Source organism: Gemmatimonadota bacterium, assembly GCA_026705765.1.
GTDB lineage: Bacteria > Latescibacterota > UBA2968 > UBA2968 > UBA2968 > VXRD01.
In genome coordinates this window covers 22,771-42,814 of sequence record JAPPAB010000134.1, presented here as the reverse complement: position 1 = coordinate 42,814, position 20,044 = coordinate 22,771, and the positions used below count along the sequence as shown (strand labels likewise).

At 53.0% G+C, this 20,044-nt stretch carries 23 protein-coding genes; 17 read left to right on the top strand and 6 right to left on the bottom strand.

Going from position 1 to position 20,044, the window contains the following annotated elements:
• Positions 1 to 19 precede the first annotated feature (19 nt).
• The 4 genes from OXH16_17880 to OXH16_17865 are packed head-to-tail and all read left to right on the top strand — an operon-like array spanning position 20 to position 3,274.
• The gene (locus tag OXH16_17880) at positions 20 to 634 is read left to right on the top strand and encodes an NYN domain-containing protein (protein ID MCY3683270.1); all 615 of its coding nucleotides are present in this window, start codon (positions 20 to 22) and stop codon (positions 632 to 634) included.
• Between the two features lie 23 nt (positions 635 to 657).
• A complete protein-coding gene (locus OXH16_17875; GenBank protein MCY3683269.1) occupies positions 658 to 1,143 on the top strand; it encodes a DUF2231 domain-containing protein in 486 nt (161 codons plus the stop codon).
• A gap of 7 nt (positions 1,144 to 1,150) precedes the next feature.
• Positions 1,151 to 1,840 carry an RNA methyltransferase gene (locus OXH16_17870; GenBank protein MCY3683268.1) on the top strand — a complete coding sequence of 230 codons (690 nt, stop codon included), beginning with the start codon at positions 1,151 to 1,153 and terminating at the stop codon, positions 1,838 to 1,840.
• Positions 1,841 to 1,846: 6 nt separating this feature from the next.
• On the top strand, positions 1,847 to 3,274 hold the full coding sequence (locus OXH16_17865) for a sulfatase-like hydrolase/transferase (GenBank protein MCY3683267.1): 1,428 nt from the start codon (positions 1,847 to 1,849) through the stop codon (positions 3,272 to 3,274).
• A 126-nt stretch (positions 3,275 to 3,400) separates the two neighbouring features.
• Here the strand turns inward: OXH16_17865 and gpmI are convergent, their stop codons facing one another.
• Complete coding sequence (gpmI, locus tag OXH16_17860) at positions 3,401 to 4,981, bottom strand: 2,3-bisphosphoglycerate-independent phosphoglycerate mutase (protein MCY3683266.1); 1,581 nt, start codon at positions 4,979 to 4,981, stop codon at positions 3,401 to 3,403.
• A 132-nt stretch (positions 4,982 to 5,113) separates the two neighbouring features.
• On the bottom strand, positions 5,114 to 6,193 hold the full coding sequence (locus tag OXH16_17855; protein ID MCY3683265.1) for a hypothetical protein: 1,080 nt from the start codon (positions 6,191 to 6,193) through the stop codon (positions 5,114 to 5,116).
• Positions 6,194 to 6,521: 328 nt separating this feature from the next.
• Here OXH16_17855 and OXH16_17850 point away from each other — a divergent pair, with 328 nt between their 5' ends.
• The 6 genes from OXH16_17850 (at position 6,522) to OXH16_17825 (ending at position 10,910) form a co-directional block, all read left to right on the top strand.
• Positions 6,522 to 6,755, top strand: coding sequence for a hypothetical protein (locus OXH16_17850; GenBank protein ID MCY3683264.1), 234 nt, complete (start codon positions 6,522 to 6,524; stop codon positions 6,753 to 6,755).
• Positions 6,752 to 7,144, top strand: a complete 393-nt coding sequence (locus OXH16_17845; protein ID MCY3683263.1) for a type II toxin-antitoxin system VapC family toxin — start codon at positions 6,752 to 6,754, stop codon at positions 7,142 to 7,144. Before OXH16_17850 ends, OXH16_17845 begins: the two co-directional genes overlap by 4 nt.
• Positions 7,145 to 7,241: 97 nt before the next feature.
• Positions 7,242 to 7,394, top strand: coding sequence for a hypothetical protein (locus OXH16_17840; protein MCY3683262.1), 153 nt, complete (start codon positions 7,242 to 7,244; stop codon positions 7,392 to 7,394).
• Positions 7,387 to 7,617, top strand: a complete 231-nt coding sequence (locus tag OXH16_17835) for a type II toxin-antitoxin system MqsA family antitoxin (GenBank protein ID MCY3683261.1) — start codon at positions 7,387 to 7,389, stop codon at positions 7,615 to 7,617. Before OXH16_17840 ends, OXH16_17835 begins: the two co-directional genes overlap by 8 nt.
• A gap of 24 nt (positions 7,618 to 7,641) precedes the next feature.
• Complete coding sequence (gene acnA / locus OXH16_17830) at positions 7,642 to 10,323, top strand: aconitate hydratase AcnA (GenBank protein MCY3683260.1); 2,682 nt, start codon at positions 7,642 to 7,644, stop codon at positions 10,321 to 10,323.
• A gap of 14 nt (positions 10,324 to 10,337) precedes the next feature.
• A complete protein-coding gene (locus OXH16_17825) occupies positions 10,338 to 10,910 on the top strand; it encodes a Uma2 family endonuclease (GenBank protein MCY3683259.1) in 573 nt (190 codons plus the stop codon).
• A gap of 167 nt (positions 10,911 to 11,077) precedes the next feature.
• Here the strand turns inward: OXH16_17825 and OXH16_17820 are convergent, their stop codons facing one another.
• Genes OXH16_17820 through cysC form a run of 3 tightly spaced genes read right to left on the bottom strand, consistent with a single transcriptional unit; the run spans position 11,078 to position 13,723 of the window.
• Complete coding sequence (locus tag OXH16_17820; GenBank protein ID MCY3683258.1) at positions 11,078 to 12,439, bottom strand: flagellar biosynthesis protein FlgA; 1,362 nt, start codon at positions 12,437 to 12,439, stop codon at positions 11,078 to 11,080.
• A 16-nt stretch (positions 12,440 to 12,455) separates the two neighbouring features.
• On the bottom strand, positions 12,456 to 13,115 hold the full coding sequence (locus OXH16_17815; protein MCY3683257.1) for a cyclase family protein: 660 nt from the start codon (positions 13,113 to 13,115) through the stop codon (positions 12,456 to 12,458).
• Between the two features lie 2 nt (positions 13,116 to 13,117).
• Complete coding sequence (cysC, locus tag OXH16_17810; protein ID MCY3683256.1) at positions 13,118 to 13,723, bottom strand: adenylyl-sulfate kinase; 606 nt, start codon at positions 13,721 to 13,723, stop codon at positions 13,118 to 13,120.
• A 155-nt stretch (positions 13,724 to 13,878) separates the two neighbouring features.
• On the opposite strand from cysC, the gene OXH16_17805 reads away from it, so the two are divergent.
• The 6 genes from OXH16_17805 (at position 13,879) to OXH16_17780 (ending at position 18,807) form a co-directional block, all read left to right on the top strand.
• A complete protein-coding gene (locus tag OXH16_17805) occupies positions 13,879 to 15,045 on the top strand; it encodes a hypothetical protein (GenBank protein ID MCY3683255.1) in 1,167 nt (388 codons plus the stop codon).
• A 4-nt stretch (positions 15,046 to 15,049) separates the two neighbouring features.
• The gene (gene queF, locus OXH16_17800; protein MCY3683254.1) at positions 15,050 to 15,394 is read left to right on the top strand and encodes a preQ(1) synthase; all 345 of its coding nucleotides are present in this window, start codon (positions 15,050 to 15,052) and stop codon (positions 15,392 to 15,394) included.
• On the top strand, positions 15,391 to 15,744 hold the full coding sequence (gene queF / locus OXH16_17795; GenBank protein MCY3683253.1) for a preQ(1) synthase: 354 nt from the start codon (positions 15,391 to 15,393) through the stop codon (positions 15,742 to 15,744). Before queF (OXH16_17800) ends, queF (OXH16_17795) begins: the two co-directional genes overlap by 4 nt.
• A gap of 137 nt (positions 15,745 to 15,881) precedes the next feature.
• Complete coding sequence (locus tag OXH16_17790; GenBank protein MCY3683252.1) at positions 15,882 to 16,133, top strand: hypothetical protein; 252 nt, start codon at positions 15,882 to 15,884, stop codon at positions 16,131 to 16,133.
• A 181-nt stretch (positions 16,134 to 16,314) separates the two neighbouring features.
• The gene (locus OXH16_17785) at positions 16,315 to 17,124 is read left to right on the top strand and encodes a phytanoyl-CoA dioxygenase family protein (GenBank protein MCY3683251.1); all 810 of its coding nucleotides are present in this window, start codon (positions 16,315 to 16,317) and stop codon (positions 17,122 to 17,124) included.
• 123 nt (positions 17,125 to 17,247) lie between these two features.
• The gene (locus OXH16_17780) at positions 17,248 to 18,807 is read left to right on the top strand and encodes a DUF5060 domain-containing protein (GenBank protein ID MCY3683250.1); all 1,560 of its coding nucleotides are present in this window, start codon (positions 17,248 to 17,250) and stop codon (positions 18,805 to 18,807) included.
• A gap of 1 nt (position 18,808) precedes the next feature.
• Here OXH16_17780 and OXH16_17775 read toward each other — a convergent pair whose 3' ends face one another.
• Positions 18,809 to 19,054, bottom strand: coding sequence for a type II toxin-antitoxin system HicB family antitoxin (locus tag OXH16_17775; protein ID MCY3683249.1), 246 nt, complete (start codon positions 19,052 to 19,054; stop codon positions 18,809 to 18,811).
• 73 nt (positions 19,055 to 19,127) lie between these two features.
• Between OXH16_17775 and OXH16_17770 the strand changes: the two genes are divergently transcribed.
• On the top strand, positions 19,128 to 19,973 hold the full coding sequence (locus OXH16_17770; GenBank protein MCY3683248.1) for a DUF72 domain-containing protein: 846 nt from the start codon (positions 19,128 to 19,130) through the stop codon (positions 19,971 to 19,973).
• Positions 19,974 to 20,044 lie beyond the last annotated feature (71 nt).

Genomic DNA, 20,044 nt, shown 5'->3' with positions numbered 1-20,044 from the left:
TCACAGGAGAATTGGATCAATGAAGAAGGTTTTCATCTATGTGGATAATTCCAATATTTTTATTAGCGCACAAGAGGCCGCTGCAGAGCGCGAGGGGGAGGCGGCTCGCTCGCGCGTGCGTATTCATTTTCGCAATCTCCTCGCTCTGGCACATGCAGGCCGGCCCATTGAGCGGGCGATAGCTGTTGGCTCTATTCCACCAGAGTTGCGCCAGGTGTGGAATCGCCTCGAGAATGAGGATGTTGAGGTGCAGTTGTTGGAACGCGGGGCATTGCACGGCAGCGAACAGGGCGTGGATCAAGTTCTGCAAACAATTATGCTCCGCGATACAGTGGATTATAACGGTGTACCGGGCATTGCTGTTCTCCTTACCGGCGATGGTAGTGGCTTTGTTGATGGTGTTGGGTTTCACGCAGACATAGAGCGCATGTATGGCAAGGGCTGGGATATAGAAGTGCTGTCGTGGCGTCACAGTTGTAACCGCCGCATGCGGGAATGGGCAGAGGAGAACGGAAAGTTTATCGCATTGGATGATTTCTACAATAGCATTACGTTCCTGGAAGGCGCGTGGCCGGGGCAGCCCGTTGCAGACCCGCGGTATGCAGAGCCATTGCAACTCGACTTGCGCCCATAAAGAAAACGATCTCATTTTCCATTATGGATATTCACCCTCTTATCGCACATTTTCCCATTGTGTTGCTGGTCATCGGCGTTGTTTGCGATGCGATTGGGATATTAAATGACCGCGATTTTTTTTTGAGAGCCGGGTTTTTGCTTTTTTCGCTGGGTGCTGTGACCGCGATTCCGGTTGCGCTTACAGGGGATAGTGCTGCGGAGGTTGCGCAACATATCGATGGTATTGCCGCAGATTTAGAGGATCACGATACGCTGGGTACGGTCACCGCGTTTTTGGCTGTTGCTCTGGCACTGGTGCGCACGCATTTTGTTTTGAAAAAGAAATTTGTCGGGTTTGTTCGCTATGTGTATCTCGTGTTTGGTCTTGTTACCGCGGGTCTGGTGTGTGCGGCGGGATATACGGGTGGGCATCTGGTTTATTTTTACGGCGCTGGAACAAAGCCTGTTACGTCACAGGTTGAGTTGGAGAAGCGCGTGCCGCGAGTCGATAAGTTTGAGAGCAAATAGACACAATATGCCGATTTATCTCAAAAATCCGCACAGTATTCTGGCGGTTCTGGACAAGCGTCCGCAAGATGTGATTGAGGTTCGTTTGCCCGCCAAACCGGGTGGTGCGTGGGGAGTTGTGCGGGAACAGGCGGAGAGGATTGGTGTGCGCGTGTTTGCCGGAGGGGGTGGTCGGTTTCGTGGAGGAGATGCGGAAGCTGCGGTTAAAGAACATCCGGGTTGTGATCTCGCGGCGTTGTTTGCCGATACTGCGGGTCTTTTTTTGGCGCTGGATACGGTGCAGGATCCGCAAAATCTGGGGGCGATTTTTCGCTCTGCGGCTTTTTTTGGGGTGCGCGGTGTTTTGCTTAGTCGAGATCGTTCCGCTTCGATGACGGGCGCGGTGTACGATGTGGCTTCGGGCGGGGTTGAGTATGTTCCGTTTTCTGTTCAGACGAATCTGAGCCGTGCTCTGGATGTGGCGAAGGATGCGGGTTTGTGGGTTTTGGGGACTTCTGAGCATGCGGAGAAGGATTTGAGCGCGTTTTCGGCAGATCGTTCCTGGCTTCTGGTGCTGGGGAATGAGGAGAGCGGTATGCGACGCCTGACGCGCGATAAGTGCGATGAAATATGCCGCATTCCTCCCCGCGGTGCTGTCGGGTCTCTGAATGTGTCTGCCGCTGCCGCGATTTGTATGTATCATTTTCAGAAAGGATAAAAAAGGATGCCGGATAATAGACCCAATATTTTACTTATTATGACGGATCAGCAGCGCGGCGATTGCCTGGGTATTGAGGGCCATCCCGTGTTGCAGACGCCCAATCTGGATTATATGGCTGCGTCGGGGGTGCGTTTTCGCCACGCTTATTCGGCTTGTCCAGTGTGTGTGCCGGCTCGCCGTACGGTGATTACGGGGCGCAAGCCGAGCAATCACGGTGCGCTTCAAAATGCATCAGCACCGCTGCCCTGGCCGACGTTGCCGGGGGTTTTGCGCGATGCGGGGTATCGCACCCATCTGTCCGGCAAGGCCCACTGGGGTCCGCCTGCGAGGGCGTTGGGGTTTGATTCCGCGGAATGGGCGGATAGTCCGATTTCGGGGGTCGATAATGATTATCAGAAGTATGTGCGCGAGAATGGTGCGGCGTGGCACCGGGCTTCTGATGCGCACGGGATGTATAGCAATGGTTTTCCAGGGCGTCCGTGGCATCTGGATGAGCATTTGCATTTTACCAATTGGTGTACGCAAAAGGGGCTGGAGTTTATCGATTCGCAAAGGGGAGATCAGCCGTGGTTTTTGGCGGTTAATTTTATCCATCCGCATCAGCCGGTTACGCCGCCTGCACATTATTTTGATAAGTATATGGCGATGGATTTGCCCGAGCCTTATGTGGGGGATTGGGCGCGGGTTTTCGACGGTCCGGTGCGGGGGTTGCAGCCGGAGTGCTGGCGCTTGTGTCTGGATCCTCCGGTTATGAAGGCGACGCGCGCGGGTTATTACGGGTGTGTCGAGCATATCGATCACCAGATTGCGCGTCTGGTGAGTGGTCGCGTGTTGCCGGACAATACGATTGTGGTGTTTGCGTCTGATCACGGGGAGATGCTGGGGGATCATCAGTGGCTGCGTAAGCGCAATCCCTTTGAGCCGTCTGCGCGGGTTCCGCTGTTGATGAAGTTTCCCGGTAGTTTGGGGTTGCCGCAGGAGCAGGTGATCGAGCGTCCGGTTGAGTTGATGGATATTATGCCGACGTTGCTCGATGCGGTGGGTGTTCCGATTCCGGATACGGTGGATGGGGAGAGTGTGTTGCCGATTATTCGCGATTCACAAGCGGGGTGGCGAGATTATGTGCACGGGGAGTGCGCGAGTGTGCCTACGTCGAATAGCGGGATGCAGTATGTGACGGATGGGAAGCGGAAGTTCGCGTATTTGCCAGGGCAGGGGCGAGAGCTGTTTTTCGATGTGGAAAATGATCCGTGCGAGATGAATAATCTGGCGGATGATCCCGGATGGGCGGAGGAGATCGCGATGTGGCGGTCCCGTCTTATTGGGGAATTGGTCGGTCGCCCCGAGGGCTTTACAGATGGCGAACGGCTTCTGGTGAAAGATGGCCCAACTGCTGGGACGATTCCGGTTTGGGAAGAATATGATGAGTGAAGCATTCGTCATCGCGGCCCCGTATAAAAGCCTTACGGGGCAGGCTATGAAGTTGAGCCGCGATCCAGAAGGTTTTATCTGCCTTTGATTTTGATTTCGCCTTTGCCTTTCATCCTGTTCATCCTTTCATCCTGCCCATCCTGATTCTGACTGAGGTTGCTTTTGCCTTAGATCACTTCCAGTCATTTCACCGGGTTTTGGCAGGTTGAGGAGGGAGAGCAGGGTGGGGGCGACGTCGCGCAAGGTGCCGCCAGCGCGGAGTTTTCCCGTGTAGGTGGGGTCAACGAGTACAAAGGGTACGGGGTTGGTGGTGTGTGCGGTGTGGGGTTCGCCAGTGTCGTAGTGGATCATTTGTTCGGCGTTGCCATGATCGGCGGTGACGATGGCTGCGCCGTTTGCGTTTTCTATGGCTTTGAGGACGCGGTCCAGGCAGGTGTCAACGGTGGTGACGGCGTGTATGGCGGCGTCGAGGATGCCGGTGTGGCCGACCATGTCGGGGTTGGCAAAGTTGCATATTGCGGCGTCGTATTGGTTGGATGCGATGGCTTGTGTGAATCGGTCTGCGATTTCAGGTGCGCTCATTTCGGGTTTGTGGTCGTAGGTGGGGACGTCTTTGGGCGATGGTACGAGGATGCGTTCTTCGCCGTCAAAGGGGGTTTCCCGCTGGCCGTTGAAGAAGAAGGTGACGTGGGCGTATTTTTCTGTTTCTGCGATGCGCAGTTGTCGTTTGTTGGCCCGGGCGATGACCGATCCACAGATGTTGGGCATGTTTTGCGAGAGGGTTTCGGGGGGGTAGGCGATGCCGGTGACGGGTACGTCGGCTTCGTATCGGGTGAGGGTGGTGAAGTGGGTGTTGGGCCAGGTGTGGCGTTGGAAGCCGTCGAAATTTTTGAGTGTAAAGGCGCGGGTGAGTTGCCGGGGTCTGTCGCCGCGGAAGTTGAAGAAGATGACGCTGTCCCCATCTTTTATGGTGGGGTTGCCGGCGATGGCAATGGGTTTGATAAATTCGTCGGTTTCGCCGCGGTTGTAGGCGTTTTGTATGGCTGCGATGGGGTCGGCTTCGGGGATGCCTTTGCCCTGTGTGAGGAGGTCGTAGGCGATTTGGGTGCGTTCCCAGCGGTGGTCGCGGTCCATGGCGTAATACCGTCCGGATATGGAGGCGACGCGGCCAATGCCGTGGGTTTTGAACGTGGCGAGTAGTTCGCGCATGCGGTGGATTGCGCTTTGGGGTGGTGTGTCGCGTCCGTCTGTGAAGGCGTGGATGAAGAGGCGGTCTGAGGGGAGGCCGCGTTCGGCTGCCATTTTGATGAGGCTCTCGTAGTGACTGGGCCAGGTGTGTACGCCGCCGTCGGAGACGAGGCCGATGAGGTGGAGGTTGCGGTTGTGGTTTTTGATGCGGTCTATGGCGGCGATTAAGGCTTTGTTTTGGTACAGGCTGCCGTCTCGTATGCGGTCGTCGATCTGGGTCATGGCTTGCATGACGGTGCGTCCCGCACCGAGGTTGAGGTGGCCGACTTCGGAGTTGCCCATGAGTCCGTCGGGGAGGCCGACTGCGCGTCCAGAAGTGTCGAGGGTGGTGTGGGCGTAATTGGCCCAGATGCGGTCCATTGTCGGGGTTCTGGCAAGGGCCACGGCGTTGTGGTCCCGACGTGGGTTTAATCCCCAGCCGTCGAGGATGATGAGTGCGACAAAGCGTTGGTTGGTCATGAAAGTGTGATCCGCAGATGAACGCAGATAAAAAAGAAGGGCCGTGAAGTGTGAAGCAACCGTAGGGGCGAGGCATGTCTCGCCCACAGGTGGTTAGGACACGACCCGTATGGGACGTGATCTACTCTTAGCCTATTTCAAAAAAAAAAGATTTTTGAGGTATTTGAAAGTCTGTTCGTCAACTTCATTGAGTTGTTCTCTATCCTGTACTTCTATTTGTGCTGCGCCTCGGTAATCGGCGATTCTTCCCGTCACACAAATCCATTTCTCTTTGTATATCTGTTCAAGTGCGCCGAATTTGGCACGATGCGTATCCCATATTACAGCAGTAAAAATATGATTTGGATAAGATTTACTGATGTTTAAGTATGTGGGCCGTCCCTTGCTAGAGGTTGCGTATCTGGAACTTGCAACTTCGCCACAGACGATTCCTATTTGACCGAGGTGAGCCATTGCATCCTCGGGCGCGATCAGATTTAGTTCAGAAAAATCAGTCTGCTTTTTTGCTTCCATCTCGACCTGTTTTGAATCAGGCTCTTGATCTGATGACATAATGCCGAAAACAACGCCCGATATAAGTAACACCGTGGCAATGACACTATACCAGTGATTGCGTCGTAATTGCCTGTGTCTCTCGCGTGAGATATTGGGATATGCTTCTTCTGGCTTGTCTGTCTCTTCTATAGGCACAGACAAAGGCTGTAATGGTTTTTTTGGGCCTGACAATATTTTGATAATCGGATCGTCGCGTACTTCGGGACTACACCAACAGCAGAGTACTACTCCCGGATCGGTGATTGGATAAACAAAAAAGTTATAATTGTCTAAACGTTTTCCTTTTATGGTACGCAACATGCTAAGACTGACCAGAACAACCATTCGGAGTTCTTCTTCATCAGGGGCAATATGACCATAGATGAAATAGTCTGGCCCCTTGCCATCAACCATCCATTCATCGTGTTCGGATTTGTGTATGTTTTTATTGTCGCTAATACGAACTTGATCGCGATACTTCCAAGCTGTATGTCGGGTCACGCGAGCACCAACGGCGATCTTTTGGCGGCAATTAGAAAAGAAATCGATTTTTCTATATTTATCCTCACCGAGTTCCGCAGGAGAAAACGAAGTGCCAAAATAATCTTCAAGGCAGGCAATGAGTTGTTGTTCGTGCCTTTTTGCCAGAGCAAAGTTTCTCTCGAATTGGTTGTTCATTTTCGTTTCTCCTTTGTCGTCGAAAAATGCCTCTGGTTCTACTTCGACGAAAGAAAATATATATTCTTCCCAATCCAATCAAGTGCGAAGCGTACAAAAAGAGTTTGAAAATACGGGTTGTTGTGGTATTTTTCTTCGGCGTGGGCCATGTTGTCTGGTTTACGGACAAACCGATATGCGAATTTTTGATTTTTACTAACAACTTTGGTAAGAAAGTGTCATGACTTGCGCCTTCTAGAATTAGACTTTTGAAATTTTTCGCTGTATTGTTATATACAATCAAACCCTTTTAGCTCAGTGCAGGCATCACAATCTGGAGGTGAGAGATATGAATGCCCATCGCGTTGAAACGGTTATACGACAGGATAGAACAGTTGTGATTAAGAATTTGCCTTTTCGAGAAGGCGAGCCTGTTGAAATCCTTATTTTTCCCTGTTCTTTTTCGTCTGAACAGGGAGAAAATAGCAGCGAGAAAGACCGATATCCACTGCGTGGCACCCCAATAAAATACCTTGATCCCACGGAACCCGTAGCGGATGGAGATTGGAGCGTATCACAGTGATTGTGCTTGATACACACATCTGGATTTGGTGGGTTCAGGGAGATGCTCATCTCACCAGCCAGCAAGTGGCGTGGCTGCAACAGTATGAGTCTCAAGGTCTTGGGGTGAGTGCAATTTCGTGTTGGGAGGTTGCTAAATTAGTTGAGTATAATCGGCTCGTCTTGCCTTGTCCAGTTGAAGAGTGGATGGGTCAGGCACTCTCATATCCAGGCGTTCGGTTTCTCAATTTGACGCCGCAAATTGCAATTGAGTCAACTCAATTGCCCGTTGGGTTCCACAGAGATCCAGCGGATCAGATTATTGTTGCTACGGCAAGAGTCCACAACTGTCGATTATTGACGGTGGATGCAAAGATGCTCAATTATGGACATGTTGATATACTGAAGTAAGGGTGATAAATTCGTTGTTAATGCAAGGCGATGGAGTAGGTGAAGTTGAGCTGCGAGCCTGTAGTTTTGCCGTTTCTCAATCAAAAAAAATATAAATATGGATAAAAATAAATATCCCGAGGGTTGGAATCAGAAGCGTGTTCAGGAGGTCATTGACCAGATCGAATCCCGGACAGAAGAAGAGACCATTGCTGAAGATGATACCGCCTTATTCTCACCCCTGGGGGTGAGAGAGGTGAAGAATGAATAAATGTACGCTTTGTCATGAGGGTCAATACCTGAACAAACACGTCGTGTTTAGTTCTCGTCGCGATGGCCAGGTGGTCGTAATCGAAGGTGTTCCGGCACTGGTTTGCGATGTGTGTGGCGACAGGATTATTACCGAAGAGACTGCCCGCGAGATTGAGCGGGTCGCAACTGGTACGCCTGTCCATTCAGTGCCTTTGTACCATTTTCCTGAGAAAGTAGCTTGAAACCTTTTAGAGAAGGACTTGTTTATGAGTCAAACGCATAATCCTTTGAATTCACGCGATACACTTTCTACTATGGCGGGTGATCTCGCAATTTTTCGGCTGGATCGGTTGGAAGCTGATGGGGTTGGGGCGGTATCGACTTTGCCGTTTTCCGTGCGGGTGCTGCTCGAGGCGGCGCTGCGAAATTTGGATGGGTATCAGGTGCGGGAGGAGGATGTGGAGACGCTGGCGAATTGGAATGCGGTCAATCCCAATCCGATAGAGATACCGTTTAAGCCCGCGCGGGTGGTGTTGCAGGATTTTACGGGTGTGCCTTCGCTGGTGGATCTGGCGGCGTTGCGTTCGGCTATGGGGCGCATGGGGGGCGATGCAAGTCGGGTTGAGCCGTTGATTCCGGTGGATCTGGTTGTGGATCATTCGGTGCAGGTGGATAGTTTTGCAAATTCGGATGCGTTGCGGAGAAATGCGGAGATCGAGTTTGAGCGCAATCGGGAGCGGTATGAGTTTTTGCGCTGGGGTGCAAATGCGTTTGAGAGTTTCAGGGTGGTGCCGCCGTTGACGGGTATTGTGCATCAGGTCAATCTGGAGTATCTGGCAAAGGGGGTTATTGCCCGGGGTGGGGTGGCTTTTCCCGATAGTTTGGTGGGGGCAGATTCACATACGACGATGATTAATGGCCTGGGTGTGGTGGGCTGGGGTGTGGGGGGTATTGAGGCGGAGGCGGTGATGCTGGGGCAGCCGATTTATATGCTGACGCCCGAGGTTGTCGGGTTCAAGTTGGATGGGCAGTTGCCCGAGGGTACGACGGCGACGGATTTGACGTTGACGGTGGTTCAGATGTTGCGCGAGAAGGGCGTGGTGGATAAGTTTGTCGAGTTTTACGGTACGGGGTTGACGGGTATTGGGCTGGCAGATCGCGCGACGATTGCCAATATGGCGCCGGAATACGGGGCGACGATGGGGTTTTTCCCGGTGGATGACGAGACGCTGCGTTATTTGGCGCGCACGGGCCGCACGGCGGCAGAGGTGGATGTGGTTGAGCGGTACGCGAAGGAGCAGGGGTTGTTCCGCACAGATGATACGCCGGAGCCGCGGTTTACGGATTCGCTTGAATTGGATTTGAGTACGGTGGAGCCGAGTTTGGCGGGTCCAAAACGGCCACAGGACCGCATTGCGCTGGGGCAGATGAAGAATGCGTTTGAGGGCGCGTTGCGCGCACCGGTGGGCAATAGTGGTTTTGGGCTGGATGATGATGATGCGCAAAAGAGGACGAATGGCGCGCTCGGGCACGGGGCAGTGGTGATTGCGGCGATTACGAGTTGTACTAATACGAGTAATCCTTCCGTGATGGTGGCTGCTGGTTTGTTGGCGAAGAAGGCGGTGGAGATGGGGTTGAAGGTTCACGCGCATGTGAAGACGAGTCTGGCGCCGGGTTCGCGCGTGGTGTCGGATTATCTCGATCAGGCGGGTTTGACGCCGTATTTGGAGCAGTTGGGTTTTCATACGGTGGGGTATGGCTGTACGACGTGTATTGGCAATAGCGGGCCGTTGCCCGATCCGGTGGTTGCCGCGATTCACGAGGATGATCTGGTCGCTGCGTCGGTGTTGAGTGGGAATCGCAATTTTGAAGGTCGCGTGCATCCGCATGTGAAGGCGAATTATCTGGCGTCGCCGCCGCTGGTTGTGGCGTATGCCCTGGCGGGGCGGGTGGATCTGGATTTGACTGTGGAGCCCATAGGGGTGGATGGGGATGGCAATGCGGTGTTTTTGCGCGATCTCTGGCCCAGTCAGGATGAGATTGGCGATACGATTGCACGGGCGCTGAAGCCGGATATGTTTGAGGCGCGCTATGGCAATGTGTTTGAGGGCAATGAGATGTGGAATGCGGTTGGCGGGCAAGCGGGGGATCTCTATGGGTGGCAGGCGGAGAGTACTTATGTGCAGGAGCCGCCGTTTTTTGTGGATTTGTCGTCGGAGTTAGACGCGATTACAGATATTAGAGGTGCGCGGGTGCTGGCGCGGTTGGGCGATTCGGTGACGACGGATCATATTTCTCCGGCGGGTTCGATTGCGGTGGATAGCCCGGCGGGGCAGTTTTTGATTGCTCGCGGGGTTGAGCCGAAGGATTTCAATTCTTATGGTTCGCGGCGGGGCAATCACGAGGTGATGATGCGGGGTACGTTTGCGAATATTCGCATTCGCAATTCACTTGCGCCAGGGACAGAGGGCGGTGTGACAATGCACCTGCCTTCGGGGGAGCAGATGAGTATTTACGATGCGGCGATGCGGTATGTGGATGCGGGTGTGCCGTCGATTGTGATTGCGGGTGCGGAGTACGGTTCGGGGTCGTCGCGCGATTGGGCGGCTAAGGGTCCGTTACTGTTGGGCGTGCGCGCAGTGCTTGTGGAGAGTTTTGAGCGCATTCACCGCAGCAATCTGGTGGGTATGGGGGTGTTGCCGCTGGAGTTTGTGGATGGGGAGAATGCCGAGTCGCTGGGGCTTACGGGGCGGGAGGTGTACGATATTACGGGTTTGAGCGATGATTTGCAGCCTTTGCAAGATGTGACGGTGACGGCGACGGATGAGGATGGGAATGTGAAGTCGTTTTCTGCGACGGTGCGTATCGATACGCCTGTGGAGATCGATTATTATCGCAATGGGGGGATTTTGCATACGGTGCTGCGGGGTTTTTTGAAGGATCAATAATGGAGATTGCAAAGATGGAAACTGTCTTGCATTTTCAGCCGGTGATCGAGGTGAGTGATGAGGATTTTTATGCGTTTTGTCGGCTCAATCGCGATGTTTGCATTGAGCGCAATGCGCAGGGAGATGTGATTATTATGCCACCAGCGGGGGGTGAGACGAGCGAGCGCAATGCAGAGATTACTATGCAGTTGCGGTTTTGGGCAAAAGGGGATGGTACGGGTGCGAGTTTTGATTCGTCAGGTGGGTTTCAGTTGCCCAATGGGGCGGTGCGGTCGCCCGATGCCGCATGGATTGAATATACGCGGCTGATGGCATTGTCTTCAGAAGACCGACGCAAGTTTGTTCCATTGTGTCCCGATTTTGTTATTGAATTGCGGTCGGAAAGTGATCAGTTGGCCCCATTGCAGGAAAAGATGCGGGAATATCTCGATAATGGCCTTAGTTTGGGGTGGTTGATTGACCCATATACACGGCGGGTTTATGTGTATCGCGCTGGCTTGCCCATAGAGGAATTGGAGCAGCCTTCGCGCATTTCTGGCGATCCCGTTTTGCGGGGATTTGAACTGGATCTGGATGAGATTTGGTGAGTAGGTCGGATGATGTTAGAAAGAAACCGGGTGCATCACATAGATGTACCCGGTTCTTTTTTTACAACTATCGTTGTGTTTCTTTATCTGATGGACGGGATTACTTCGTAATGACACCCGTCATCGCGGCGTGAAGTTGAGCCGCGATCCAGTGGTTTTCATTTGTTTTATAAAAAATGCGCGTCCTGCTCTTTGCGTATTGTCCAGAGGGGGTCGTTGTTTTTGGGTTGTATCGCGCTTGCGGTGATGAATGCGCCAGTGGGGATGTCCTGGGTGAGGGTATTGCCGTTGGCCATGTGGTAGGGCAGGGGGTTGTCGGGCGCGACGGGTAGCGCGGGGCGCATGAGGTATTCGATTTTTTTGCTGTGGTCGTTGCGGATCTGGTCGCCGGCTTTGAGGGGTTCTTTTGCGCGGCCTACAACGTCGAAGGATGGGCGGTAGTCGGTGGTGCCCGTGGGCAGGTTTAAGAGGCCCGCGACGAGTGTTGTGATGGGTGTTTCGACGCCGCAGAGGTGATAGGGTCGGTAGATGAGGGCTGTGGTGCCTTTTTTGTTGGGGATGAGTCCTTTGGTGGTGAGGATGTGGCGGGAGTAGGCGTTTTCACAGGCGATGACGATGAAGACGCCGCCGCCGAGGCCGGGTTCGTTTGCTTGGCGCAGGCAGGAGACGCAGTCGATGACGCCGCGGTGGGATAAGATGCCGCCGTCTTCTCGGGGTGCGAGGACTTCGGGTATTTCAACGGTGCGAATTACGGGTGTGTGCAGGGTGTCTGTGTCGGGGATGAGGCCGGTGGCATTGGCGGCGATGGTGAGTTCGGTGACATCGTAACCGGCGATGGCGCCGAGTTCGCCCATGATCTGGCGGCGTTGTGCGATATGAGCCGAGGGGTTTTGGGCGGAGAATATCTGTTCGTCGGGGATCTGGATTTTGCCTTTGGGCCAGACGATGGCGTTGGTTTGCGGGTCGTAAACGCGGTCGGAGTCCAGTGATTTGCCCCCGCAGAGGACTTCGAGGCCCAGGCTGCGCGCCCATTGCACGAGGCCCATGAGCAGGCCGTGCTGGTCGCCGTCAACTGCGGTATAGACGCGTCCGGCTTTGTCTGCGTGGTGTTTGAGGATGGGGCCGACGGTGACGTCGGTTTCTTTGGATACCATGGCGACGTGTTTGCCGTGTCGGATGGCTTCTATGCCGTGTTTTGCGCCTGCACTCGGGACGCCTGTGGATTCTACGATGACGTCGAGGGGCAGGTCCATCATTTGCATGGCGTCGGTGAGGATGACATATTTGCCCTGTTCGATGGCTTGGGCTGCCTGTTGGGTGGTGTCGCAGATGATGGTTTTGTCGGTGTCCAGGCCCGCGTGGTGATATGCATTTTGGGCTGCGTCCGGGTTTGTGTCGCAGACGACGGGTACGTCGAGTTGATCGACGACGCGCGATTGTGTGACGAGGGCTGTGGCGTAGTGTCCGGTGCCGATGACGCCGACGCGTACGGTGCGGTCAATTTGGGCGAAGAGCTGGTGGTAGATCATGGTGGTTTTCCGGGGGTTATGGTATTGCGATGACGCGAGCCGGTGCGCCGTCGGCTTCGGGGATTTTTAAGGGCAGGGCGAAGAAGGATACGCGGTCTGTTGTTAGCATGCCCGTGTTGCAGATGTATTCGATGAGGATGATGCCGTCGCGCAGGAGGATGTCGTGGGTTACAAATTCGGAAAGGGGTGCTCTTTCGCCACTGAGCAATTGGCGAATGGGATAGTCCTGCGGAAAGTCAAATGCGATGGCGCGGATGTTTTGCGTGCGTAGCCACTTTGCTGCAGGGCGCGACATGTAGGGCGCGCGGGTCCAGAATTCGGGGGTTTGATGCGATTCTATTTCGTCCCACCGGGTTTTCATGACGACGATGTCTCCGGATTGTATGTGCTGTCCGGCAGCGCGTATTTGCGCTTCGGTGATCGGCGTTTCCGGCGCGATGCCCGAGAGATCGACGACTGCGGCTTGTCCTACTATTTGGTCGAGTTCGGTGTCGCTGGTGGTGGGTCCTTCCGGGAACATGTGGCGCGGCGCATCGACGTGTGTAAATCCGTGGACGGCCCATCCCATGTGGGTCACTTGCGCCATGTCGCCGGTTTCAAAACTGCTTTTGAGGCTGCGCTCAACGGGCCAGCGGAAGTGGTCGGCAATGGGCATGGTGAGGTCGATGATGGGCATTGTCAGATGTTTCCACGCGTTTCGAGCAGGGAGATGATTTGCAATGCGGCTTCCTGGGGGGTGCTGTCAGTGGTGTGTATGACGAGTTCGGGGTTTTCGGGCGGTTCGTAGGGGTCAGAGATGCCGGTGAAGTTGGGTATTTCACCTGTGCGCGCTTTTTGGTACAGGCCCTTGGGGTCGCGTTCTTCGCATACGTCGAGCGGGGTGTTGATGAATACTTCGATGAAGTTCTGATTTTCCATGAGTTCGCGCACGCCGTCGCGGTCGGTGCGATAGGGGCTTACAAAGCTGGATAGGGTGATGATGCCGGCGTCGGCAAAGAGTTTGCCGACTTCGCCGATGCGGCGGATGTTTTCAGCGCGGTCTTCGGCTGAGAATCCGAGGTTTTTGTTCAGGCCGTGGCGGATGTTGTCGCCGTCGAGTACGTAGGCCAGGTGCCCGCGTTCGATCAGGGCGTGTTCTGCGGTGAATGCGATGGTGCTTTTGCCCGAGCTGGGCAGTCCGGTGAGCCAGATGAGTGCGCCTTTTTGTTCGAGCAGGTGTTCGCGCTGTTTGCGCGCGACATGGCCTTCGTGCCAGACGATGTTGGTGGCTTTGACTTCGGTCAAGAGATTCCTCCTGGTAAAATTAAAATGCGTTTTGGACGCTTTAAGATACCAAATTTTGGGTGTGAGGATGTAAGAATATTTAGATATTGGTTTTTCTCGAATTGTGATATAATTTAACGATTATAAAACGAGGCACGCAATTGGAGGGAATAGCTATGGCTGGTCGAAAGAAAATTGCAGCGGTGATTACGTCGTATTTTCCGCGGTCACATGCCGATGTGATTGTGACGAAGTTTTTGAAGGGGTTTCCAACAGATGACGGGTTGCTTCCGCCAGAGGTGGATGTGGTGTCGATGTATCTGGATCAGGTGCATTTCAGAGATGATATCGGGTGCGCGATTGCAGAGGAATTCGGTGTGCCGATGTACGGGAGTATTAATCAGGCTTTGACTTTGGGCGGTGATGAGCTGGCGGTGGATGGGGTGTTGCTGATTGGCGAGCACGGCGATTATCCCTGGAATGAGAAGGAGCAACACATGTATCCGCGGAAGTATTTTTTTGAGCAGATTTGCGGGGTGTTCGCTTCGTCGGGGCGGTCTGTGCCGGTGTTTAGCGATAAGCATCTTTCGTATAATTGGCACGATGCAAAGTGGATGTGCGATCGCGCGCGGGAGCTGGAGGTGCCGTTTATGGCGGGGTCGTCTCTTCCGCTTGCCTGGCGCAAGCCGTGGCTTGAGTATGCGTTGGATACGGAGATTGAGACGGCGGTGTCGGTGGCTTTTGGTGGGCTTGATTCTTATGGTTTTCACGCGTTGGAGACGCTGCAGTGTATGGTTGAGCGCCGCGCGGGTGGAGAGACGGGGATTGTGGCGGTGCAGTGTCTGGAGGGGGATGATGTCTGGGCGTCGGATGCGTGGGATCGCGATTTGTACGCGGCGGCGGTGGCGCATATTGAGGCGAAGGAGGATGGCGATGTGCGCGAGCATTGCGAGAATCCGGCTGTTTTTTTGATAGAGTATGCAGATGGGTTGACAGCGGCGACGTTTATGTTGAATGGGTACACGCGCGGGTGGGGTTTTGCGGCGCAGCGCGGGGGAGAGGTGGATAATATGCGCGTTTTTTTGCCGGATAATCCGCATGCGCATTTCAGTTATTTGAGTTTGAATATTCAGCAGATGTTTTTGACGGGTAAGCCGCAGTATCCGGTTGAGCGTACGTTGCTGATTTCCGGTGCGCTGGAGGCGTTGATAGATTCGCGGTATGAAGGGTACAGGCGGGTTGAGACGCCGCATCTGGATGTGTCTTATCGTTCTTATGAGGAGATGCCGATTCGGCCCACGAGTCCCGATCCGATAGGCGCGAGTCTGGTGCCGTTTGAGTGATTTTATGTTAGAGTGCGTTAAAAATCCTGAACGCAAGAGGACTTATACGATTGATTTTGAGTCGTCGGAGTTTACGGCGCTGTACGCGGTGACGGGGCAGCCGATTTTTGCCGCGATTTCGATTTCTTATGTGCCGGGAGAGGTGTGTGTAGAGCAGATGTCGCTGAAGCGGTATTTGGGGTCGTTTCGGGATGAGAAGGTGTTTTACGAGGGTGTGGTTAATAAAATTGTGGATGATTTTGTAGCGGCGTGCGATCCGCTGACGTTAGATGTGACGGGTGATTTTACGGTGCGAGGTGGGATTGAGACACGGGTGTCTGTGATGTACGAGCGCGAGGATGAGGGATGAGTTCGATATTAGAGGCGTTTGACAATCCGAATCCGGAGCGGCGTTATACGATTGAGTTTACGTTTCCAGAGTTTACGTCGCTGTGTCCCAAGACGGGGCAACCGGATTTTGCGACGATTGTGATCTGGTATGTTCCAGGTCCGCGATGCGTGGAGTTGCGGTCGCTGAAGCACTATTTCTGGTCGTTCCGAGATCAGGGGATTTATATGGAGCCTGTGACGAATCAGATTTTGAACGATCTGGTGGCGCTGTGCGATCCGGTTGAGATGGAGGTGATCAGCCGTTTCAATATTCGCGGGGGTATAGATCACGAGATTACGGCGTCGTATCAGCGGGAGGATGAGGGGTAGGTAAATTAGAGCAAAGACACAGGCGAAGTATAACAGGGCAATGCTAAAAAACGCCAATAGGACTTGCTTAATTCTAAAAGGTCTGTTATAATTCCATAAGATGGAGTATAGACAACTACACACGAAGAAAGAAACCCATGCAGATTCCGACACCACAAGACAAACTGTCCGAAATGGACGCCCGCCTGGCGCGCGTCGAGGGAATTGCTGAACAAATGAATACGCGCTTGACTGGCCTTGAAACCCGCGTTGACAACGGCTTTTCCAATATAGACACCCGGTTGACCAACATGGACACTCGCAATAACAGCAATTTCAGGTGGCTTATTGGCCTGCTGGTCGTTGTGTTGCTTGCAAATGTCGGTACAGCCGTTTCAATCATTATCTGAAAAGCCCTGAACAGAAAGGGGCTTCTCGAATGCGCCACTACAAATATGAAATTTCTCCCCCCGGTCTCATTATTAAGACCGGGTTTTTTATTTCATCACTTCACTTTATACTTTATTGCCGATACGTAAGTGCCTATAATTGGATTAGTGCAGTATCAATCGCATAAAAGAGGAGAGTGTCATGTCTGTGCTTACAGAAGACGAGATCCGTTTTTTCAAACGCGAGGGATATCTGGTGAAGAAGGGCGCTCTGGATCCGGAGTTGTGCGCCCGTGCGCGGGAACGCCTGTGGGACGATCCTCCGCCGAGTCTGAAGAAAGACGTTCCGGATTCATGGGTGGGTCCCATTAAGCCGGAAGAGGAATCAATGGATAGCAGCAATTATAAGCGCGGTTATCGCTGGCAATACCGCAAGGTGGGCAGAGAGCCCTGGATGATCGAGTTGTTGGCAAAAAATCCGGTTGTGTGGGGTGCTGCGGAGCAGATGCTGGGCAAGGGGAATTTTCCAGAGCCTACAGGTGTGCGCGGTATTTATTGTACGTTGCCCTATGGCGATGTTCCGCGCCAACCGCGTCATTTACATGTGGATGCCCATGCGTTCAATTTTGCTGTGGTGGGCTATATCGATCATGTGCCCGAAGATGGCGGCGGTTTTACGGTGTGGCCCAGGAGCCATCGCACGTTTTTTTTCGATTACCAGACGCGCTATCTCAGGGAGCCATTGCCCCGGATGGAGAAGCATAGGGAGCAGTTTCAATCTTGTGACGAGAATTCATATCAGACGCATGGCGAACCCGGTGATATTGTTTTTTGGCATCACCGTATCGGGCATATGGCGTCGGCCAATTATTCGCGGCAGATTCGAAAGGCGGTGTTGTACGATTTCAAGCTGAACGATATGCCCCGGCTTCAGGAAGAGCCCCCGGGAGATGATATCTGGGTCGATTGGACAGATGAGGTACGGGATGTGGCGATTGAGGATGGGGAATAACAGGCGGAGGGCTACCGGATGGATGTTCATTTTTGGGCGCTGATATGGGTGGGCGTTGTGGTTATTGTGCTGGGTGTGCTGTTGTATTATGTGATTAAGTCGTATAAATAGGGGATTTGTCCGATGGTAGAAGTGCAGCAATATGCAGTGTGCGATTTTGAATTGTATGCGGATGTGGGTGATGAAAATCCGTTTGCAGTGGAAGTGACGGCAACTTTTACACACGAACTGGGCGAGGTGATTGAAGATTTGCCCGGTTTTTTTGATGGAGATAAGTGGGTTGTCCGTTTTAGTCCGGGTGTAGAAGGTGTTTGGAGGGGGTGTTCTCGGTCTGAGCATTCGGGTCTGGATGGGGCTGAGTGGCATGTGCAGTGTGTGGGGAATGAGAACGCTGATGTGCATGGTCTGGTAGGTATTGATCCGGAGTACCCGCAGCGGTTTGCCTGGTCTGATGGTACGCCGTTTTTATATTTGGGTTTTGAGTGCGATTGGTTGTTTAGCTATCACCAGGCTGATGCGGCGCGGTGTTATCGTCATGTCGATCTGGTTGCGAGTCGGGGGTTCAATTGTTTTGTTGTGAATTTGTATGCGCACACGGGTTTTGGTTCGCGACCGAATGACGATACGCGCCCTATGTTGCCCGAGTATATTTTTGGGCCACCGGAGATGTTTTTGTTCGAGGGCGCGAATGATGCGCCGGATCACGAGCGGATGAATATCGATTTTTTTCGCGATTTTGACCGCTTGATGCGCTATTTGCACGGGAAGGGGATTGTGGTTCATCTGATGCTGCAGGTGCAGAATAAGCAGGTGAATTGGCCGGCGCGCGAGACAGAAGCTGATGATCGGTTCTGGCGCTATGCGGTTGCGCGGTACCAGGCGTTTGGGAATGTGATTTGGGATGTGGGCAAAGAGAGCAAGAATCTGTTTCGCGAGATGGGCGATCACGATTATGTTCTGGATCGCATGGATATTATTCGCGGGGCGGATGCGTATGGGCATTTGCTGACGGTGCACGATGTTGTACTTCGAAACGCGGGTACGCTGTCTGAACCGGATCGCCAGTCGGATTTTGTGACGGATCAGGTGCATTTGTCCGATGCTGCGCGCTATAATCGAGAGGCGATTCGCAGGTTGCGGAATTCGGGTACGCCTTATGTGAATGTGGAATATGGGTATGAGCTTGCCGAGGAACAGTTCAAGACTTATCGCGGGCGTACGACTGCCGAGTGGGATGATATTTTGAAGTGGACGTGGGCGATTTATGCGGCAGGCGCATATCCGTGTTATTATTACGATAATACGTCGTGGGATTTGATTAAGTTTGAGCCGGTGCCAGAGAGCTGGATGAGGTATCGAGAGTTGAGGGATTTTTTGGAGGGGCTGCCATTTAATCAGATGGTTGGGGATAATGAGTATGTGGAGCGCGGTCTTTGTCTGGCGCTGGCGGGAGATGCGTATCTGGTGTATCTACCCGAGGGGGGCGATACGCGTATTGATTTGTCCGATGTGGATGAGGAGACGCCGATAGCGGTGGATTGGATGGCGATTTTGACGGGTGAGCGGAGCAGTGGCGAGATGGAAAAATCGGATTTCTGGGGTGGGTTTAATACCGATTTGGTCAATCCGTTTGAGGATAAGGATCAGCCGTGTGTTGTGGGTTTATGGGTGGGTGGGAAGTGATTTATACAGTAGAAAGTGCCTGTTGGTTTTGAATGAGGATATTCGGATTGGGATTTTTATTGGGTACTGGAAGGCCCTGTTCTTTCAAGAGTTCAACATGTTCTTCCATTCCCCATTTTGCTTTGAACATGCAATCTTCAATAGAATGTCCAATACCTGTAAAACCTTCCAGTTCTGGGGAGTAAAAGCCAAAAAAATCCGGCTCTTCCGTGGCTTCAATGATCAATGAGTAAGGTAGATCAAGCATTGTTGGGGTCCTGTTATTTTAATCAAAATACGGTTTATTTATTCAAGAGTCAATAATCCGATTTGGATCTACCATGAGTATTGAACGTTATTTTTTGGGCTGTCCGATTTGGGGCAATAAAGAGTGGGTGGGCGAGTTGTTTGCGCCCGATGTTGTGCAGAAAGATTTTTTGAAACAATACGCCTCTGTGTTTAATACCGTGGAGGGTAATACCACTTTTTACGGTTTGCCTTCGGAGAAAGCTGCGATGCGCTGGCTGGCTGATACGCCGTCGGGTTTTCGGTTTGCGCTCAAGTTTCCGCGTGCGATTAGCCACGATAAGCGGTTGCGAGATGCCGAGTTGGAGACGGCTGCGTTTGTAGATGTTCTCACGGTGTTACAGGATCGGGTGGGGCCGTCATTTTTGCAGTTGTCGCCCTCTTATGGGCCGCGCGATTTGCCGGTGTTGGACAGGTTTTTGGATGCGTTGCCCGATACATTTTCTTATGCTGTGGAAATTCGGCACCATCTGTTTTTTGCCGAGGCAGAAAATGAGTTGAATGCGATGCTCAAGAGCCATGGGGTAGATCGCGTGGTGTTTGATACGCGAGGGGTGCATAATGCACAGGTAGCAAGTAACAAGCCAAAGGTCCCCGTTCGGTTTCTTGCGACGGGGCGTTTTCCTTTTGTGAGGTTTGTCGGGCATCCCGAGGTTGAGAAAAATTTGCCGCTTCTGGCAGAGTGGGTGCCGGTGGTTGCCAATTGGATACGCGAGGGGCGAACGCCGTTTGTGTTTATGCACGCGCCCGATGATTTTTTCGCGCCGCAGTTGGCGCGCCATTTTCACCAGATGCTGTCTGGAGATATAGATGTTGGCGAGATGCCACCCTGGCCCGCGGAACAGGTTGTAGAGGCGCCTGTGCAGATGGATTTGTTTTAAGAAAAAGCGCGAATAGACGAATAGACGAATAGACGAATGGACGAATAGACGAATAGACGAATAGACGAATG

Coding starts and splice junctions, on each gene's coding strand:
- OXH16_17785 (MCY3683251.1), top strand. CDS start 16,315: ATGTCTGTGCTTACAGAAGACGAGATCCGTTTTTTCAAACGCGAGGGA.
- OXH16_17840 (MCY3683262.1), top strand. CDS start 7,242: ATGGATAAAAATAAATATCCCGAGGGTTGGAATCAGAAGCGTGTTCAG.
- gpmI (MCY3683266.1), bottom strand. CDS start 4,981: ATGACCAACCAACGCTTTGTCGCACTCATCATCCTCGACGGCTGGGGA.
- OXH16_17835 (MCY3683261.1), top strand. CDS start 7,387: ATGAATAAATGTACGCTTTGTCATGAGGGTCAATACCTGAACAAACAC.
- queF (MCY3683253.1), top strand. CDS start 15,391: ATGAGTTCGATATTAGAGGCGTTTGACAATCCGAATCCGGAGCGGCGT.
- OXH16_17875 (MCY3683269.1), top strand. CDS start 658: ATGGATATTCACCCTCTTATCGCACATTTTCCCATTGTGTTGCTGGTC.
- OXH16_17790 (MCY3683252.1), top strand. CDS start 15,882: ATGCAGATTCCGACACCACAAGACAAACTGTCCGAAATGGACGCCCGC.
- queF (MCY3683254.1), top strand. CDS start 15,050: ATGTTAGAGTGCGTTAAAAATCCTGAACGCAAGAGGACTTATACGATT.
- OXH16_17880 (MCY3683270.1), top strand. CDS start 20: ATGAAGAAGGTTTTCATCTATGTGGATAATTCCAATATTTTTATTAGC.
- OXH16_17805 (MCY3683255.1), top strand. CDS start 13,879: ATGGCTGGTCGAAAGAAAATTGCAGCGGTGATTACGTCGTATTTTCCG.
- OXH16_17855 (MCY3683265.1), bottom strand. CDS start 6,193: ATGAACAACCAATTCGAGAGAAACTTTGCTCTGGCAAAAAGGCACGAA.
- acnA (MCY3683260.1), top strand. CDS start 7,642: ATGAGTCAAACGCATAATCCTTTGAATTCACGCGATACACTTTCTACT.
- OXH16_17825 (MCY3683259.1), top strand. CDS start 10,338: ATGGAAACTGTCTTGCATTTTCAGCCGGTGATCGAGGTGAGTGATGAG.
- OXH16_17820 (MCY3683258.1), bottom strand. CDS start 12,439: ATGATCTACCACCAGCTCTTCGCCCAAATTGACCGCACCGTACGCGTC.
- OXH16_17870 (MCY3683268.1), top strand. CDS start 1,151: ATGCCGATTTATCTCAAAAATCCGCACAGTATTCTGGCGGTTCTGGAC.
- OXH16_17770 (MCY3683248.1), top strand. CDS start 19,128: ATGAGTATTGAACGTTATTTTTTGGGCTGTCCGATTTGGGGCAATAAA.
- OXH16_17780 (MCY3683250.1), top strand. CDS start 17,248: ATGGTAGAAGTGCAGCAATATGCAGTGTGCGATTTTGAATTGTATGCG.
- OXH16_17850 (MCY3683264.1), top strand. CDS start 6,522: ATGAATGCCCATCGCGTTGAAACGGTTATACGACAGGATAGAACAGTT.
- OXH16_17775 (MCY3683249.1), bottom strand. CDS start 19,054: ATGCTTGATCTACCTTACTCATTGATCATTGAAGCCACGGAAGAGCCG.
- OXH16_17865 (MCY3683267.1), top strand. CDS start 1,847: ATGCCGGATAATAGACCCAATATTTTACTTATTATGACGGATCAGCAG.
- OXH16_17815 (MCY3683257.1), bottom strand. CDS start 13,115: ATGCCCATCATCGACCTCACCATGCCCATTGCCGACCACTTCCGCTGG.